This window comes from Pseudomonas sp. NBRC 111131, assembly GCF_001320525.1.
Taxonomy (GTDB): Bacteria; Pseudomonadota; Gammaproteobacteria; order Pseudomonadales; family Pseudomonadaceae; genus Aquipseudomonas; species Aquipseudomonas ceruminis.
Window position 1 is genome coordinate 183,764 of the sequence record NZ_BCBH01000007.1, and the last position, 17,742, is coordinate 201,505.

Sequence of the window (17,742 nt, forward strand, 5' to 3'; positions counted from 1 at the left end):
GTCGACTCCCTTGCCTGCGAAGAGGGCGACTGAGGCTCACGCCTTGCCGCTGACGACCATCTTGCGCGCGTGCGCCAACGATTCCTTGGTCAGGTCGATCCCGCCCAGCATCCGCGCCACTTCCTCGACCCGCTCGCGTTTGCCCAGGTTGGCCACGGCGGTGTGGGTGGTGTCGCTGTTGCGCACCTTGTGTACGAACAGATGGTGATGCCCTTGCGCTGCGACTTGTGGCAGGTGGGTGACGGTCAGCACCTGGCCCCGTTCACCCAGCCGGCGCAGCAACTGGCCGACGATCTCGGCGGTAGGCCCGCCGATACCCACGTCCACCTCGTCGAATACCAGTGTTGGTATGCGCGAGGTTTGTGCAGTGATGACCTGAATCGCCAAGCTGATACGTGACAATTCACCCCCGGAGGCTACCTTGGCCAGGCCTTTGAGCGGCTGCCCCGGGTTGGCGCTGACCAGCAATTCGATCTGCTCCAGGCCGTGTGGCGACAGGTCGCTGCCTTCGTTGGGCGTGAGCTCGATACAGAAGCGGCCACCGGGCATGCCCAGGCGCTGGATTTCCTGCTCAACCGCAATCGCCAGCTGCTGCGCAGCCTGCTGGCGCAAGGCACTCAGCTCGATGGCCCTCTCTTTGTAATGCTGGGCAAAGGCGGCCAGTTCTTCGCCGAGGCGTTCAATCGACTCGTCGCTGGCATTCAGGCCTTCGATCTCTTCCATCAACTGCTGTTGCAGGTGCGGCAGTTCAGTGGGGTGCACGCGGTGTTTGCGCGCCAGGGTATAGATAGTGTCCAGGCGCTCTTCCAGTGCCTGTAGGCGCATGGGGTCTGCGTCGAAGTTGTCGAGGAAGCGATTGAGCTCGCCAACGGCTTCTTCGATCTGGATCTGCGCGCTGGCGATCAGGTTGGCGGCCTCACCCAGCGCCTTCGGGGTGTTGTTCGCCGCACCCAGGCGGTTGAGGCTGGCGGTCAGGGCGCCGAGCACATTGCCCGAATCGCTTTCACTGCATTGGTCGATGACCTGGCGGCAGATGCCGAACAGGGCTTCGGCATTGGTCAGGTTCTTGTGTTCCTGCTCCAACTGCTCCAGCTCGTTTTCACCCAGGCCGAGGTTATCGAGTTCTTCGAGCTGGTAGCTGAGCAACTGATGGCGGGCGCGCTGCTCGTCACCGGAGTTGGACAGCCGCTCGAGCTCCAGGCGGGTCTGGTTCCAGCGCTTGGCCGCCAGTTGTACTTGGCGGGCAAGGTCGATGGCGCCGGCGTACTCGTCGAGCAGGCGGCGGTGGGTGTCGGTCTTGAGCAGCGATTGGTGCTCATGCTGGCTGTGGATGTCGATCAGCAGTTCGCCCAGGGCCTTCAGATCGCTCAGCGGGCAGGGGGTGCCGTTGATGTAGCCGCGGCTGCGGCCCTCTGCGGTGATAACCCGGCGCAGAATGCAGGGCCCGTCGTTGTTCAGGTCGCGTTCGGTGAGCCAGGTATGTGCTTCGGAAATGTCCACCAGGTCGAAGGTGGCCAGGATGTCTGCCTTGTCTGCACCGGGGCGCACCACGCCGCTGTCGGCGCGATCCCCCAGGGCCAGGCCAAGGGCGTCGAGCATGATCGACTTGCCGGCACCGGTTTCGCCCGTGATGACGGACATGCCACGGGCAAGTTCGAGGTCGAGGTGTTCGACGATGGCGTAGTTTTGAATGGACAGGTGCACCAGCATGGGGGCGGCTCCCGAAGGTCAGGTCTGGTTATTTATACAGTACTTTTTTCAGGTCTGCCAATGCCCGCCGAGAGATTCCCGATAGGCCCTGAAAAGCGCATTGCCCCTTGAAGCTGGTTTTTCCGGCCCCATATAGCCGGCAGACACGGCGAGCTTTGCTCGTACTACAGAAATTGCGAAGGAGAGACCCCATGGCTGACGAACAGCTGAATGAGAAAGACCTTAACGCTGAAGAGACTGGTGCAGTAGAAATCGGCGCCCGTGTTCAGGAGCTCGAGGAGCAGCTGGCCGCCGCCAAGGATCAGTCCCTGCGTGCCGTTGCCGACCTGCAGAACGTGCGCCGTCGCGCCGAGCAGGACGTCGAGAAGGCACACAAGTTTGCCCTGGAGAAGTTCGCAGGCGATCTGCTGCCGGTGATCGACAGCCTGGAACTCGCCCTGGCGCACTCCAGTGCTGAAGATGAGCACGTCAAGAAGATCCGCGAAGGTGTTGAACTGACCCTGAAGATGTTCCAGGACACCCTCAAGCGTTACAACCTCGAAGCCATCGATCCGCACGGCCAACCATTCAATGCCGAGCACCATCAGGCGATGGCCATGCAGGAGAGCGCTGAAGCAGAGCCCAACAGCGTGCTGAACGTGTTCCAGAAGGGTTACCTGCTCAACGGCCGCCTGCTGCGCCCTGCCATGGTAGTGGTCAGCAAGGCGCCGAGCGCCCCGCAACCTTCGATCGATGAAAAGGCTTGAAATCCGTCGGGGCATCCCCATCTAGGTGTCAAGCCTTCAAGTATTACTGCAGTTGGCCAACGTAGTCGCTGCTACCAAATTCAAGTTTCGGGAGAGTTAACATGGGTAAAATCATCGGTATCGACCTGGGGACCACCAACTCGTGCGTCTCCATTCTGGAAAACGGTAACGTCAAAGTCATCGAAAACGCCGAAGGTGCGCGTACCACCCCTTCGATCGTGGCCTACGCCAACGATGGCGAAATCCTGGTGGGTCAGTCGGCCAAGCGCCAGGCTGTCACCAACCCGCACAACACCCTGTTCGCAGTGAAGCGCCTGATTGGCCGCCGCTTCGAAGAAGACGTCGTGCAGAAAGACATCAAGCTGGTGCCGTACAAAATCGTCAAGGCGGGCAACGGTGACGCCTGGGTCGAGGCTGCTGGCAAGGAAATGGCTCCGCCGCAGATCAGCGCCGAAGTCCTGAAGAAAATGAAGAAGACCGCCGAAGACTACCTCGGTGAGCCTGTTACCGAAGCGGTCATCACTGTTCCGGCCTACTTCAACGACAGCCAGCGCCAGGCGACCAAAGACGCCGGCCGCATCGCTGGCCTGGACGTAAAACGTATCATCAACGAGCCGACTGCCGCTGCATTGGCGTATGGCATGGACAAGGCCAAGGGCGACCACACCGTCATCGTTTATGACCTGGGTGGTGGTACCTTCGACGTATCGGTCATCGAAATCGCCGAAGTCGACGGTGAGCACCAGTTCGAAGTGCTGGCCACCAACGGCGACACCTTCCTGGGTGGTGAAGACTTCGACATGCGCCTGATCGACTACCTCGTCGAGGAGTTCAAGAAAGAGTCCGGCATGGACCTGAAGAACGACCCTCTGGCTCTGCAGCGCCTGAAAGAAGCTGCGGAAAAGGCCAAGATCGAGCTGTCGTCCGCTCAGTCGACCGACGTCAACCTGCCGTACATCACTGCAGATGCGACCGGTCCGAAGCACCTGAACGTGAAGATTTCCCGCGCCAAGCTGGAGTCGCTGGTAGAAGACCTGGTCAACCGTACCATCGAGCCTTGCCGCATCGCGCTGAAAGACGCTGGCATTGACGTGAGCAAGATCGACGACGTGATCCTGGTCGGTGGCCAGACCCGTATGCCGCTGGTGCAGAAGTCCGTTGCCGACTTCTTCGGTAAAGAAGCACGCAAAGACGTCAACCCGGACGAAGCTGTCGCCATGGGTGCAGCCATTCAGGGCGCGGTTCTGGCCGGTGACGTCAAAGACGTACTGCTGCTGGACGTTAGCCCGCTGACCCTGGGTATCGAAACCATGGGCGGCGTGATGACCTCGCTGATCGAGAAGAACACCACCATCCCGACCAAGAAGTCGCAGGTGTTCTCGACTGCCGACGACAACCAGGGCGCCGTGACCATTCACGTGCTGCAGGGTGAGCGTAAGCAGGCTGCGCAGAACAAGTCGCTGGGCAAGTTCGACCTGGCTGACATTCCGCCAGCACCGCGTGGCGTTCCGCAAATCGAAGTGACATTCGACATCGACGCCAACGGCATCCTGCACGTCAGCGCCAAAGACAAGGCCACTGGCAAGTCGCAGTCGATCGTGATCAAGGCCAACTCCGGCCTGTCGGACGAAGAAATCGAGCGCATGGTGCGTGACGCCGAGGCAAACGCCGAGGAAGACCGCAAGTTCGAAGAGCTGGCCGCCGCCCGTAACCAGGGTGATGCGCTGGTGCACTCGACGCGCAAGATGGTCGCTGACGCCGGTGACAAGGTCACTGCCGAAGAGAAGGCTGCCATCGAGGCTGCCGTGGTTGCCCTGGAAGCCGCTGTCAAAGGCGACGACAAGGCTGCCATCGAAGCCAAGGTCGAAGAGCTGTCCAAGGTCTCGGCACCGGTCGCGCAGAAGATGTACGCCGACCAGGCTCAGCAGCCTGAAGGCGGCGCCCAGCAACAAGCCGAGCCGGAAGCCAAGCACGATGACGTGGTTGACGCCGAGTTCGAAGAAGTGAAAGGCGACGACAAGAAGTAATCGTTGCATGTTGTCGGCCAGCTCACCGGCGTTTGCGGGTGAGCTGGTAGGATGTCGCCGCGCGGGGGCTTGCTCCCGCGTTGGTGTGTCTGGAATACGAGAATTTTTACAGCATCTGTCAAAGCCTTCGGGCGGTGGCGGGTGCTGCGGCACAGCGCATAGCGCAGAGGTATGCCGAACGCCCCCAAGAGTGCAAATGACCTATGGCAAAGCGTGATTATTATGAGGTCCTGGGTGTCGAGCGCGGCGCCAGTGAAGGTGATCTCAAAAAGGCCTATCGCCGCCTGGCGATGAAGTTCCACCCCGACCGCAACCCGGGCGACAAGGAGTCGGAAGAGCAGTTCAAAGAGGCCAACGAGGCCTATGAAGTGCTGTCCGATGCCAGCAAGCGCGCGGCGTATGACCAGTACGGCCATGCCGGCGTCGACCCTAGCATGGGTGGCGGTGGTGCCGGCTTCGGTGGCGCCAACTTCTCCGATATTTTCGGTGATGTGTTCAGCGATTTCTTCGGTGGTGGTCGTGGCGGTTCGCGTGGCGGTGCCCAGCGTGGCAGCGACCTGCGCTATACCCTGGAGCTGAACCTGGAAGAAGCGGTGCGTGGCACCACGGTCAGTATCCGCGTTCCCACCCTGGTCAACTGCAAGCCGTGCGATGGCTCCGGTGCCAAGAAAGGTTCCACCCCGGCCACTTGCCCGACCTGTGGCGGTATCGGCCAGGTGCGCATGCAGCAAGGCTTCTTCTCGGTGCAGCAAACCTGCCCGCGCTGCCATGGCCAGGGCAAGATCATTACCGACCCATGCACCTCGTGCCATGGCGAAGGCCGTGTCGAGGAATACAAGACGTTGTCGGTCAAGGTGCCGGCAGGTGTCGATACCGGCGACCGCATTCGCCTGTCCGGCGAGGGCGAGGCGGGGACCCACGGCGGCCCTACCGGTGACCTGTATGTGGTCATCAACGTGCGTGAGCATGCGATCTTCCAGCGTGATGGCAAGCACCTGTACTGCGAAGTGCCGATCAGCTACACCGACGCTGCCTTGGGTGGCGAGCTGGAAGTGCCGACCCTTGACGGTCGCGTCAAGCTGAAGATCCCCGAAGGTACCCAGACCGGCAAGCAGTTCCGCCTGCGTGGCAAGGGTGTGGCGCCAGTGCGTGGTGGTGCGGCCGGTGACCTGCTGTGCCGCGTGGCAGTGGAAACCCCGGTCAACCTCAGCCGCCGCCAGCGCGAGCTGCTCGAGGAACTGCGGGATTCGCTCGAAGGCGACAGCTCCCATTCGCCCAAGGCCAGTGGCTGGTTCGAAGGCGTGAAGCGCTTCTTCGGCGATCTCTGAAAAGGACATGGCTATGCGACGTATTGCAGTGATGGGCGCGGCAGGGCGGATGGGCAAGACCCTCGTTGAAGCGGTGCAGCAAACCCCGGGTGCCGGGCTCACGGCGGCGATCGATCGTCCTGACAGTTCGCTCGTCGGGGCTGATGCCGGTGAGTTGGCGGCCCTCGGGCGGATCGGCGTGTTGCTGTCCGATGACCTGGCTAAGGTGGCTGACGAATTCGACGTGCTGATCGACTTCACGCACCCTTCGGTGACCCTGAAGAATTTGGCGTTCTGCCGCAAGCACGGCAAGGCGATGATCATCGGTACCACCGGTTTCACCGCTGAAGAGAAGCAGTTGCTGGTCGAGGCAGGCAAGGACATTCCTATTGTGTTCGCCGCCAACTTCAGCGTAGGCGTCAACCTCAGCCTCAAGTTGCTGGACATGGCGGCGCGGGTGCTGGGTGATGATGTCGACATCGAGATCATCGAGGCGCACCACCGGCACAAGGTCGATGCACCCTCGGGGACTGCGCTGCGGATGGGCGAAGTGGTCGCCAATGCGCTGGGGCGTGACCTGCAGGAAGTGGCGGTGTATGGCCGTGAAGGGCAGACCGGCGCGCGCGATCGCAAGACCATCGGCTTCGCTACTGTGCGTGCCGGCGATGTAGTGGGTGACCACACCGTGTTGTTCGCCGCTGAAGGCGAGCGCCTGGAAATCACCCACAAGGCCTCCAGCCGCATGACCTTCGCCAAGGGTGCGGTGCGTGCGGCGCTGTGGCTGGATGGGCGTGAGGCTGGCTTGTACGACATGCAGGATGTGCTGGAGCTGCGCTAAGCCGTTCAAGCAGTGTTGATTTCTTCGCGGGGCAAGCCCGCTCCCACAAGGACTCCACAATCCTCTGTGGGAGCGGGCTTGCCCCGCGAAGAATGCCCCGCCGATCCCTGTCTGTCGCAATCATGTGTTTTAGAGGCACATATACGGTAGACCCAAAACGCACTTTTCTGTAAGCTACAGCTTTAGTGTGTCCACTAAAAGCGCGCAGCGAATTGAATTCAGCACATAAAAGCGGGGTGACGTGTCCATACGTCACTCCGCTTTTTTGCAACCTGCGATCGCCCTTTCATGCTTGATTTACGGGAGGTCTTCTTGACAAAGCCAGCCATACTCGCCCTTGCCGACGGCAGTATTTTTCGCGGTGAAGCCATCGGTGCCGACGGTCAGACCGTTGGTGAGGTGGTGTTCAACACCGCTATGACCGGCTACCAGGAAATCCTTACAGACCCTTCCTACGCGCAGCAAATCGTTACCCTGACCTACCCGCACATTGGCAACACCGGCACTACCCCGGAAGACGCCGAGTCGAACCGTGTCTGGTCGGCTGGCCTGGTCATCCGTGACCTGCCGCTGCTGGCCAGCAACTGGCGTAACACCCAGTCGCTGCCCGACTACCTCAAGGCGAACAATGTCGTTGCCATCGCGGGTATCGACACCCGTCGTCTGACCCGTATCCTGCGTGAAAAGGGCGCTCAGAACGGTTGCATCCTTGCCGGTGACAACATCAGCGAAGAAGCCGCCATCGCCGCTGCCCGTGCCTTCCCGGGCCTGAAGGGCATGGACCTGGCCAAGGTCGTTTCCACCAAGGAGCGCTACGAGTGGCGCTCCAGCGTGTGGGAGCTGAAAACCGACAGCCACCCGACCCTGGACGCATCCGAACTGCCGTACCACGTGGTCGCCTTCGACTACGGCGTCAAGCTGAACATCCTGCGCATGCTGGTCGCCCGCGGTTGCCGCGTGACCGTGGTGCCTGCCCAGACCCCGGCCAGCGAAGTGCTCGCCCTCAACCCCGATGGCGTGTTCCTCTCCAACGGCCCAGGTGACCCCGAGCCATGCGACTACGCGATCCAGGCAATCAAGGAAATCCTTGAAACCGAGATCCCGGTATTCGGCATCTGCCTGGGCCACCAACTGCTGGCCCTGGCTTCCGGCGCCAAGACCTTGAAAATGGGCCACGGCCACCACGGTGCCAACCACCCGGTCCAGGACCTGGACACCGGCGTGGTCATGATCACCAGCCAGAACCACGGTTTCGCCGTGGACGAAGCCACCTTGCCGGGCAATGTCCGCGCCATCCACAAGTCGCTGTTCGACGGTACCCTGCAGGGTATCGAGCGTACCGACAAGAGCGCGTTCAGCTTCCAGGGCCACCCTGAAGCGAGCCCAGGCCCGACCGACGTCGCGCCCCTGTTCGATCGTTTCACCGATGCCATGGCCAAGCGCCGCTGAGCATCCTGCATCAAGGCCCCGGGCCGGCTTGCGCCGCGCCCGGAAGCGCCTGACCCAGATTGTTCAAGACGGCTTGCCGACTGACCCGCGGATTTGAGTGACAACCATGCCAAAACGTACAGACATCAAAAGCATCCTGATTCTCGGCGCTGGCCCGATCGTGATCGGCCAGGCCTGCGAATTCGACTACTCCGGCGCCCAGGCTTGCAAAGCCCTGCGCGAGGAAGGGTTCCGCGTCATCCTGGTGAACTCCAACCCTGCCACCATCATGACCGACCCGGCCATGGCCGACGCCACCTACATCGAGCCGATCAAATGGCAATCGGTGGCCAAGATCATCGAAAAAGAGCGCCCTGACGCGCTGTTGCCGACCATGGGCGGCCAGACCGCACTGAACTGCGCCCTGGACCTGGAGCGCCACGGCGTTCTGGAAAAGTTCGGCGTAGAGATGATCGGTGCCAACGCCGACACCATCGACAAAGCCGAAGACCGTTCGCGCTTCGACAAGGCGATGAAGGACATCGGCCTGGAGTGCCCGCGCTCCGGTATCGCCCACAGCATGGAAGAAGCCAACGCCGTCCTCGAGCGTCTGGGCTTCCCGTGCATCATCCGTCCGTCCTTCACCATGGGCGGCACCGGTGGTGGTATCGCCTACAACCGTGAAGAATTCGAAGAAATCTGCGCCCGTGGTCTGGACCTGTCGCCGACCAAGGAGCTGCTGATCGACGAATCGCTGATCGGCTGGAAGGAATACGAGATGGAGGTGGTCCGCGACAAGAAGGACAACTGCATCATCGTCTGCTCCATCGAGAACTTCGACCCGATGGGCGTGCACACCGGTGACTCGATCACCGTGGCGCCGGCACAGACCCTGACCGACAAGGAATACCAGATCATGCGCAACGCCTCGCTGGCGGTGCTGCGTGAAATCGGTGTCGAAACCGGCGGTTCCAACGTGCAGTTCGGTATCTGCCCGAACACTGGCCGCATGGTCGTGATCGAGATGAACCCGCGCGTTTCGCGTTCCTCGGCCCTGGCTTCGAAGGCCACCGGCTTCCCGATCGCCAAGATCGCCGCCAAGCTGGCCGTCGGCTACACCCTGGACGAGTTGCAGAACGACATCACCGGCGGTCGCACCCCGGCGTCCTTCGAGCCGTCGATCGACTACGTCGTCACCAAGCTGCCACGCTTCGCCTTCGAGAAATTCCCGAAAGCCGACGCCCGTCTGACCACCCAGATGAAGTCTGTGGGTGAAGTCATGGCCATCGGCCGTACCTTCCAGGAATCCCTGCAAAAGGCCCTGCGTGGCCTGGAAGTCGGTGCCTGTGGCCTGGACCCGAAAGTCGACCTGGCCAGCCCAGAAGCCAGCAGCATCCTCAAGCGCGAACTGACCGTTCCGGGCGCCGAGCGCATCTGGTACGTGGCTGATGCCATGCGTTCGGGCATGACGTGCGAAGAAATCTTCGCCCTGACCGGCATCGACATGTGGTTCCTGGTTCAGATGGAAGACCTGATCAAGGAAGAAGAGAAGGTCAAGACCCTGGCCCTGTCGGCCATCGACAAGGACCTGATGCTGCGCCTCAAGCGCAAAGGCTTCTCGGACCAGCGCCTTGCCAAGCTGCTCGGCATCACCGACAAGAACCTGCGTCGTCACCGCCACAAGCTGGAAGTGTTCCCGGTCTACAAGCGCGTCGACACCTGCGCCGCCGAGTTCGCCACTGACACCGCCTACCTGTACTCCACCTACGAGGAAGAGTGCGAGGCCAACCCGTCGACCCGCGACAAGATCATGATCCTCGGTGGTGGCCCTAACCGTATCGGCCAAGGCATCGAGTTCGACTACTGCTGCGTACACGCGGCACTGGCGCTGCGTGAAGACGGTTACGAGACCATCATGGTCAACTGCAACCCGGAAACCGTTTCCACCGACTACGACACCTCCGACCGTCTGTACTTCGAGCCGCTGACCCTGGAAGACGTGCTGGAAGTCTGCCGCGTCGAGAAGCCCAAGGGCGTGATCGTTCACTACGGCGGCCAGACTCCGCTGAAACTGGCACGCGCCCTGGAAGAAGCCGGCGTACCGATCATCGGTACCAGCCCGGACGCCATTGACCGCGCCGAAGACCGCGAGCGCTTCCAGCAGATGGTTCAGCGCCTGAACCTGCTGCAGCCGCCAAACGCTACCGTGCGCAGCGAAGACGAGGCCATCCGTGCCGCTGGCGGTATCGGTTACCCACTGGTCGTGCGCCCATCGTACGTACTGGGCGGCCGCGCCATGGAGATCGTCTACGAACTGGACGAGCTCAAGCGCTACCTGCGTGAAGCGGTACAGGTGTCCAACGACAGCCCGGTGCTGCTCGACCACTTCCTCAACTGCGCCATCGAGATGGACGTGGATGCGGTCTGCGACGGCACCGACGTGGTGATCGGCGCCATCATGCAGCACATCGAGCAGGCCGGCGTTCACTCCGGTGACTCGGCGTGCTCGCTGCCGCCGTACTCGCTGAGCAAGCAAGTGCAGGACGAAGTCCGCGAGCAGGTGCGCAAGATGGCCCTGGAACTGGGCGTTGTCGGCTTGATGAACGTGCAGCTGGCCTTGCAGGGCGACAAGATCTACGTGATCGAAGTCAACCCGCGCGCCTCGCGTACCGTGCCGTTCGTCTCCAAGTGCATCGGCACTTCGCTGGCGATGATCGCGGCGCGCGTCATGGCTGGCAAAACCCTGAAAGAACTGGGCTTCACCGAAGAAATCATCCCGAACTTCTACAGCGTCAAGGAAGCCGTCTTCCCGTTCGCCAAGTTCCCAGGGGTTGACCCGATCCTCGGCCCTGAGATGAAATCGACCGGTGAAGTCATGGGTGTCGGCGACAGCTTCGGTGAAGCGTTCGCCAAGGCCCAGATGGGTGCCAGCGAAGTGCTGCCAACCGGCGGTACCGCATTCATCAGCGTGCGTGACGACGACAAGCCACAGGTGGCTGGCGTTGCCCGTGACCTGATCGCCCTGGGCTTCGAAGTGGTTGCTACTGCAGGTACCGCCAAGGTTATCGAAGCGGCTGGCCTGAAAGTGCGCCGCGTGAACAAAGTGACCGAGGGTCGCCCACACGTGGTCGACATGATCAAGAACGACGAAGTGTCGCTGATCATCAACACCACCGAAGGCCGCCAGTCGATCGCCGATTCCTACTCGATTCGTCGCAATGCGCTGCAGCACAAGATTTACTGCACAACCACCATTGCGGCTGGTGAAGCCATCTGCGAAGCGCTGAAATTCGGCCCTGAAAAGACCGTTCGTCGCTTGCAGGATTTGCATGCAGGACTCAAAGCATGAGCATTACCAAGTACCCGATGACCGTCCAGGGCGCTCGCGCCCTGGAAGAGGAGCACCTGTTCCTGAGCAAGACCGAGCGCCCGCGCCTGAGCCAGGCGATCGGTGAAGCACGCGAGCTGGGCGACCTCAAGGAAAACGCCGAATACCATGCCGCCCGTGAAGAGCAGGGCATGGTCGAAGCGCGTATCCGCGATATCGAAGGCCGTCTGCAAAACTCGGTAGTGATCGATGTGACCACTATCCCTCACACCGGCAAGGTGATCTTCGGCACCACCGTGGTGCTGGCCAACACCGAAACCGATGACGAGGTGACCTACCAGATCGTCGGCGAGGACGAAGCCGACGTGAAGCAGGGCAAGCTTTCGAGCAGCGCACCAATCGCCCGCGCCATCATCGGCAAGGAAGAAGGTGATACTGTCGTCGTCAAGACGCCGAGCGGCACGGTCGAGTACGAGATTGTCGAAGTCAAGCACATCTGATCGGCGCCTGCGGGCGCCATCCCTCGAGGGCATCCTCTGGCAACTGGCCCAGGTTTTCTGGGTCGGTGGCTTGTGGGTGTTTCACGTGGGGCTGGTGCCTGCGCTCAAGGTCAGTGGCCTGGCGCCGCTGCTGGTGCAGGACATCGCAGGGCAGATCGACCGCTGGTTGATCGGCGTGGCGTTGCTTGGCTTGTTGACCCAGCTGGCAGTGCTGGCGAGGGTGGACGGCCTGGCGGCCTGGTGGCGGCAGTTCCGTGGCCAGATGCTGTTGCTCGGCTTTGGTGCCTGCGTAGGGTATTACACCTTGCGCTACGGTATTTCCGTGGGCGAGCGCTGGCAGATGTTCTGCTTCCTGGTGCTGGGCTTTTCCGGCATCGTGCTGGTGGCCCAGCCGGTCCCGGTCAGGGCGCGTTCACCGCGCCACTGATCGGAGCTACCGTTACTTGTAACGGTGGATGTTGGACAGCTGCTTGTTCGGCTGTGGGTTCTTGCGGTAGATCAGGGCTTTCTTGCCAATGGTCTGCACCAGTTCGGCACGGCCGGCCTTGCACAGCTCGGCGATGGTTTCGGCACGTTCCTCGCGGTCTTCCGAACGAATCTCGACCTTGATCAGTTCATGGTCGGCCAGCGCGCGTTCCAGTTCGGCGATGACGCCTTCATTCAAACCGTTGCCAGCAACGATCAGGACCGGCTTCAGGTCATGACCAATGGACTTGTATTGCTTCTTCTGCTCGTTATTGAGCGGCATAATCTGACCCTTTCCGTCTGATTCTGTAAAATTGACCGGCATTTTACCCGAGGGCCACCGGCTCCGCCCAGTCAATCACGACGCATATCATCGAGGTGCCCCGTGGTACAACGTTCCAAAAGCAGCGCAAACTGGCTGCGAGAGCATTTCAACGATCCTTTTGTGAAGCAGGCGCAGAAGGATGGCTACCGCTCACGCGCGAGCTACAAACTGCTGGAGATTCAGGAAAAGGACCGCCTGATTCGCCCTGGCATGAGCGTGATCGACCTGGGCGCAGCGCCTGGGGGCTGGTCGCAGGTGACCAGTCGTCTGATTGGTGGCCAAGGTCGACTGATCGCTTCCGACATCCTGGAAATGGACTCGATCCCTGATGTTACCTTCATTCAAGGCGACTTCACCCAGGACGAAGTGCTGCAGCAGATCCTCCAGGCGGTCGGTGATTCGCACGTAGACCTTGTGATTTCCGACATGGCCCCCAATATGAGTGGTACGCCTGCGGTGGACATGCCGCGTGCCATGTTCCTCTGCGAGCTGGCTCTGGATCTGGCGACCCGCGTGCTCAAGCCCGGCGGGGACTTCCTGATCAAGATTTTCCAGGGCGAGGGTTTCGATGTGTACCTCAAGGACGTGCGTAGCAAGTTCGACAAGGTACAGATGCGCAAGCCATCGTCTTCGCGGGATCGTTCCCGTGAACAGTATCTGCTGGCCAAGGGATTCAAAGGGGCATGAGGCGTGTTGCGGGGTGGCTGATAGTTAATTCCAATCGGCCAGCCCGTCTGGATCGTCCGAACTTCGTGTAGTCTAGGTTTCACAAAGGGTTACAGACGGTGCCTGCGGATGCGTAGGTAATGTAGTAAGTTAGGGCGATGAATATCATGCGAGGCACGGCTGCGTCGTGCGCCGGCCTCAGAGGGTAGCGAATTGAACGACATGGCAAAGAATCTGATCCTGTGGTTGATCATCGCAGCTGTCCTGGTGACAGTGATGAACAACTTCTCCAGCCCTAACGAGCCGCAGACCCTCAACTACTCCGACTTCATCCAGCAGGTCAAGGATGGCAAGGTCGAGCGTGTGACCGTCGACGGCTACATCATTACCGGCAAGCGCGCCGACGGTGACAACTTCAAGACCGTGCGCCCGGCCATTACCGACAATGGCCTGATCGGCGACCTGGTCGACAACCACGTCGTGGTCGAAGGCAAGCAGCCTGAGCAGCAGAGCATCTGGACCCAGCTGTTGGTCGCGAGCTTCCCGATTCTGGTGATCATTGCCGTATTCATGTTCTTCATGCGCCAGATGCAAGGTGGTGCGGGGGGCAAGGGCGGCCCGATGAGCTTCGGCAAGAGCAAGGCGCGCCTGCTGTCCGAAGACCAGGTCAAGACTACCCTGGCTGACGTCGCTGGCTGCGACGAGGCCAAGGAAGAGGTCGGCGAGCTGGTCGAGTTCCTGCGTGACCCGGGCAAGTTCCAGCGCCTGGGTGGCCGCATTCCACGTGGTGTGTTGATGGTCGGCCCGCCAGGTACCGGTAAGACCCTGCTGGCCAAGGCCATTGCCGGCGAAGCCAAGGTGCCGTTCTTCACCATTTCCGGCTCTGACTTCGTCGAAATGTTCGTCGGCGTGGGCGCGAGCCGCGTGCGTGACATGTTCGAGCAGGCCAAGAAGCACGCACCGTGCATTATCTTCATCGACGAAATCGACGCCGTTGGTCGCCACCGTGGCGCCGGCATGGGCGGTGGTCACGACGAGCGCGAGCAGACCCTCAACCAGTTGCTGGTGGAGATGGATGGTTTTGAAATGAACGATGGCATCATCGTCATTGCAGCGACCAACCGTCCGGACGTCCTCGACCCAGCACTGCTGCGCCCGGGCCGCTTCGACCGTCAGGTCGTGGTTGGCTTGCCGGATATCCGCGGCCGTGAGCAGATCCTCAAAGTGCACATGCGCAAGGTGCCGATCGGCGATAACGTCAACCCGGCGGTCATTGCTCGTGGCACCCCTGGCTTCTCTGGTGCCGACCTGGCCAACCTGGTCAACGAGGCTTCGCTGTTCGCTGCGCGCTCCAACAAGCGCCTGGTCGAAATGAAAGAGTTCGAGCTGGCCAAAGACAAGATCATGATGGGCGCCGAGCGCAAGACCATGGTCATGTCCGAGAAAGAAAAACAGAACACTGCCTATCACGAGGCAGGCCACGCCATCGTTGGTCGCCTGGTGCCGGAGCACGATCCGGTCTACAAGGTGTCCATCATTCCTCGTGGTCGCGCCCTGGGCGTCACTATGTTCTTGCCAGAGGAAGACCGTTACAGCCTGTCCAAGCGCGCCCTGATCAGCCAGATCTGCTCGCTGTATGGCGGCCGTATCGCCGAGGAAATGACCCTGGGCTTCGATGGCGTTACCACCGGTGCGTCCAACGACATCATGCGCGCCAGCCAGATTGCACGGAACATGGTGACCAAGTGGGGCCTGTCCGAAAAACTCGGCCCACTGATGTATGCCGAAGAAGAGGGCGAGGTGTTCCTCGGCCGTAGCGCCGGCAGCCAGCACGCCAGTGTTTCGGGCGAGACTGCCAAGCTGATCGACTCCGAAGTACGCAGCATCATCGACCAGTGCTATGCCACTGCCAAGCAGCTGCTGACCGACAACCGCGACAAGCTGGACGCCATGGCCGAAGCGCTGATGAAGTACGAGACCATCGACGCTGACCAGATCGACGACATCATGTCTGGTCGTACCCCGCGCGAACCCCGTGACTGGGACGACGACAAGACCTCGGGCACTCCGGCTGCCCAGAATGATCGTCCGGAATCGCCGATTGGCGGCCCCGCGGCTCAACACTAAGGGCATCTATGAGCTCGAAGCTGTACCCGACCCGGTTGCCTTGCGGCAACCGGGTTCTTGATTTGTCCCGTACCCATGTCATGGGTATCCTCAATATCACCCCTGATTCGTTCTCCGACGGCGGGCGCTTCACCCAGCGTGACGAAGCGTTGCGCCATGCCGAGGCGATGGTCGCGGCCGGTGCCACACTGATCGACATCGGTGGCGAATCGACGCGCCCGGGTGCGCGCGCTGTATCCGTCACCGAAGAGCTCGAGCGGGTGGCCCCGATGGTCGAGGCCATCAACAGCCGTCTCGACGTCGTCATCTCTGTCGATACCTCTACCCCAGCCGTCATTCGCGAGGCCGCGCGCCTGGGTGCCGGCCTGATCAACGATGTCCGTGCACTGGAGCGCGATGGCGCCCTGGATGCTGCAGCGGATACGGGGTTGCCGGTGTGCCTGATGCACATGCGTGGCGAGCCGGGGAACATGCAGGACAACCCGCATTACGAGGATGTGACCGCCGATGTAACGCGCTATCTTGAGCAGCGAATGGCTGCTTGCGCAGCGGTGGGCATCGGTGCCGAGCGGGTCATTCTTGACCCGGGTTTCGGGTTCGCCAAGACACTGGCGCACAACCTCAGCCTGTTCAAACACATGGAAGCGCTCTATCGCCTCGGGCGTCCGTTGTTGGTGGGCGTTTCACGCAAGAGCATGATCGGCCTGGCGCTGGATCGCCCGGTCGGCGAGCGACTGTACGGCAGCCTGGCGCTGGCGGCGTTGGCCATGACCAAGGGCGCCAGCATTCTGCGCGTCCACGATGTGGCCGAGACTGTCGATGTCGTGCGCATGATTGCTGCGGTGCAAGGCGCCGAATAAGAACACTGGAGTTTCTATGAGCAGAAAATATTTTGGTACCGACGGCATCCGTGGCCGTGTCGGCGAATACCCGATCACTCCTGACTTCATGCTCAAGCTGGGCTGGGCGGCGGGCATGGCCTTCCGCAAGCAAGGCAATTGCCGCGTGCTGGTGGGCAAAGACACGCGCATCTCCGGTTACATGTTCGAGTCTGCACTGGAGGCCGGGCTGTCCGCAGCAGGTGCCGACGTCATGTTGCTTGGCCCGATGCCCACGCCCGCCATCGCTTACCTTACCCGCACGTTCCATGCCGAGGCGGGTATCGTCATCAGTGCCTCGCACAATCCGCACGATGACAACGGTATCAAGTTTTTCTCGGGCCAGGGCACCAAGCTGCCGGACGAAGTCGAGCTGATGATCGAAGAGTTGCTTGATCAGCCCATGACGGTGGTCGACTCGAGCAAGCTGGGCAAGGTGTCGCGTATCAACGACGCTGCAGGCCGCTACATCGAGTTCTGCAAGAGCAGCGTGCCCAGCAGCACCAGCTTTGAGGGCCTCAAGCTGGTGATCGACTGTGCCCACGGTGCTACGTACAAGGTCGCGCCGAGCGTGTTCCGTGAGTTGGGTGTCGACGTGACCGTGCTGCATGCACAGCCCGACGGGCTGAATATCAACGAAAACTGCGGTTCGACCCATATTGAGTCGCTGCAGGCCGCAGTACTGGTTGGCCATGCCGATCTGGGCATCGCTTTCGACGGTGATGGCGACCGTGTGCTGATGGTGGACCATACCGGTGCCATCGTCGACGGTGACGAATTGCTGTTCATCATCGCCCGCGACATGCACGAGCGAGGCAAGCTGCAGGGCGGTGTGGTCGGTACCTTGATGAGCAACCTGGGCCTGGAGCTGGCGCTCAAGGACCTGGATATCCCGTTCGTGCGGGCCAAGGTCGGCGACCGTTACGTGATGGCAGAGCTGCTTGAGCGCGAGTGGCTGGTCGGTGGCGAGAACTCTGGCCACGTGGTGTGCTGCAACCATACCACTACCGGTGATGCGATCATTGCCGCACTGCAGGTGCTGATGGCACTCAAGCGCCGCGGCGAGACGCTGGCACAGGCCCGCCAGGCCCTGCGCAAGTGCCCCCAGGTGTTGATCAACGTGCGCTTCGGTGCAAGCAAGGTCGACCCTCTGGAGCACCCTGCGGTCAAGGAGGCCAGCGCCAAGGTGACCGAGGACATGGCAGGGCGCGGGCGTGTGCTGTTGCGCAAATCCGGTACCGAGCCGTTGGTCCGGGTGATGGTCGAAGGTGACGACGAGCACCAGGTGCGCACCCACGCCGAAGCCTTGGCCAAGCTGGTCAAAGAAGTTTGTGTCTGAAAGAGGCTTGCCAGCGCAGATCGGGTTGGGTAAGATCTGCGCCCACTTTGACCGACGA

The 17,742-nt window shown here is 61.3% G+C and carries 14 protein-coding genes; 12 read left to right on the forward strand and 2 right to left on the reverse strand.

Annotated features, from left to right (window positions below; all coding sequences use genetic code 11):
- Nucleotides 1-36: 36 nt before the first annotated feature.
- Nucleotides 37-1,710 carry a DNA repair protein RecN gene (recN, locus tag APH34_RS09645; protein WP_054900946.1) on the reverse strand — a complete coding sequence of 558 codons (1,674 nt, stop codon included), beginning with the start codon at nt 1,708-1,710 and terminating at the stop codon, nt 37-39.
- Nucleotides 1,711-1,901: 191 nt separating this feature from the next.
- On the opposite strand from recN, the gene grpE reads away from it, so the two are divergent.
- The 8 genes from grpE to APH34_RS09685 all read left to right on the forward strand — a co-directional run bounded on the left by grpE (nt 1,902) and on the right by APH34_RS09685 (nt 12,311).
- Nucleotides 1,902-2,456 (forward strand): nucleotide exchange factor GrpE, encoded by a 555-nt coding sequence (grpE, locus tag APH34_RS09650; protein WP_054900947.1) that lies wholly within the window; start codon nt 1,902-1,904, stop codon nt 2,454-2,456.
- Nucleotides 2,457-2,557: 101 nt separating this feature from the next.
- Nucleotides 2,558-4,483: a molecular chaperone DnaK gene (gene dnaK / locus APH34_RS09655; RefSeq protein ID WP_054900948.1), complete on the forward strand. Its 1,926-nt coding sequence runs from the start codon at nt 2,558-2,560 to the stop codon at nt 4,481-4,483.
- A 203-nt stretch (nt 4,484-4,686) separates the two neighbouring features.
- Nucleotides 4,687-5,811 (forward strand): molecular chaperone DnaJ, encoded by a 1,125-nt coding sequence (gene dnaJ, locus APH34_RS09660; RefSeq protein ID WP_054900949.1) that lies wholly within the window; start codon nt 4,687-4,689, stop codon nt 5,809-5,811.
- 13 nt (nt 5,812-5,824) lie between these two features.
- Nucleotides 5,825-6,628, forward strand: a complete 804-nt coding sequence (gene dapB, locus APH34_RS09665) for a 4-hydroxy-tetrahydrodipicolinate reductase (protein WP_054900950.1) — start codon at nt 5,825-5,827, stop codon at nt 6,626-6,628.
- Between the two features lie 312 nt (nt 6,629-6,940).
- The gene (gene carA / locus APH34_RS09670; protein WP_054900951.1) at nt 6,941-8,077 is read left to right on the forward strand and encodes a glutamine-hydrolyzing carbamoyl-phosphate synthase small subunit; all 1,137 of its coding nucleotides are present in this window, start codon (nt 6,941-6,943) and stop codon (nt 8,075-8,077) included.
- Between the two features lie 106 nt (nt 8,078-8,183).
- The gene (gene carB / locus APH34_RS09675; RefSeq protein ID WP_054900952.1) at nt 8,184-11,405 is read left to right on the forward strand and encodes a carbamoyl-phosphate synthase large subunit; all 3,222 of its coding nucleotides are present in this window, start codon (nt 8,184-8,186) and stop codon (nt 11,403-11,405) included.
- The gene (gene greA, locus APH34_RS09680; protein WP_082422760.1) at nt 11,402-11,884 is read left to right on the forward strand and encodes a transcription elongation factor GreA; all 483 of its coding nucleotides are present in this window, start codon (nt 11,402-11,404) and stop codon (nt 11,882-11,884) included. Before carB ends, greA begins: the two co-directional genes overlap by 4 nt.
- On the forward strand, nt 11,862-12,311 hold the full coding sequence (locus APH34_RS09685) for a hypothetical protein (RefSeq protein WP_012053750.1): 450 nt from the start codon (nt 11,862-11,864) through the stop codon (nt 12,309-12,311). The genes greA and APH34_RS09685 overlap by 23 nt, the downstream gene beginning before the upstream one ends.
- A gap of 12 nt (nt 12,312-12,323) precedes the next feature.
- Here APH34_RS09685 and yhbY read toward each other — a convergent pair whose 3' ends face one another.
- Complete coding sequence (gene yhbY, locus APH34_RS09690) at nt 12,324-12,632, reverse strand: ribosome assembly RNA-binding protein YhbY (protein ID WP_051101222.1); 309 nt, start codon at nt 12,630-12,632, stop codon at nt 12,324-12,326.
- A gap of 102 nt (nt 12,633-12,734) precedes the next feature.
- On the opposite strand from yhbY, the gene rlmE reads away from it, so the two are divergent.
- The 4 genes from rlmE (at nt 12,735) to glmM (ending at nt 17,684) form a co-directional block, all read left to right on the forward strand.
- On the forward strand, nt 12,735-13,361 hold the full coding sequence (gene rlmE / locus APH34_RS09695) for a 23S rRNA (uridine(2552)-2'-O)-methyltransferase RlmE (protein ID WP_016391785.1): 627 nt from the start codon (nt 12,735-12,737) through the stop codon (nt 13,359-13,361).
- Between the two features lie 201 nt (nt 13,362-13,562).
- On the forward strand, nt 13,563-15,467 hold the full coding sequence (gene ftsH / locus APH34_RS09700; protein WP_054900953.1) for an ATP-dependent zinc metalloprotease FtsH: 1,905 nt from the start codon (nt 13,563-13,565) through the stop codon (nt 15,465-15,467).
- 8 nt (nt 15,468-15,475) lie between these two features.
- Nucleotides 15,476-16,327: a dihydropteroate synthase gene (folP, locus tag APH34_RS09705; RefSeq protein ID WP_054900954.1), complete on the forward strand. Its 852-nt coding sequence runs from the start codon at nt 15,476-15,478 to the stop codon at nt 16,325-16,327.
- A gap of 16 nt (nt 16,328-16,343) precedes the next feature.
- A complete protein-coding gene (gene glmM / locus APH34_RS09710) occupies nt 16,344-17,684 on the forward strand; it encodes a phosphoglucosamine mutase (protein ID WP_054900955.1) in 1,341 nt (446 codons plus the stop codon).
- The last annotated feature ends 58 nt before the right edge of the window (nt 17,685-17,742 follow it).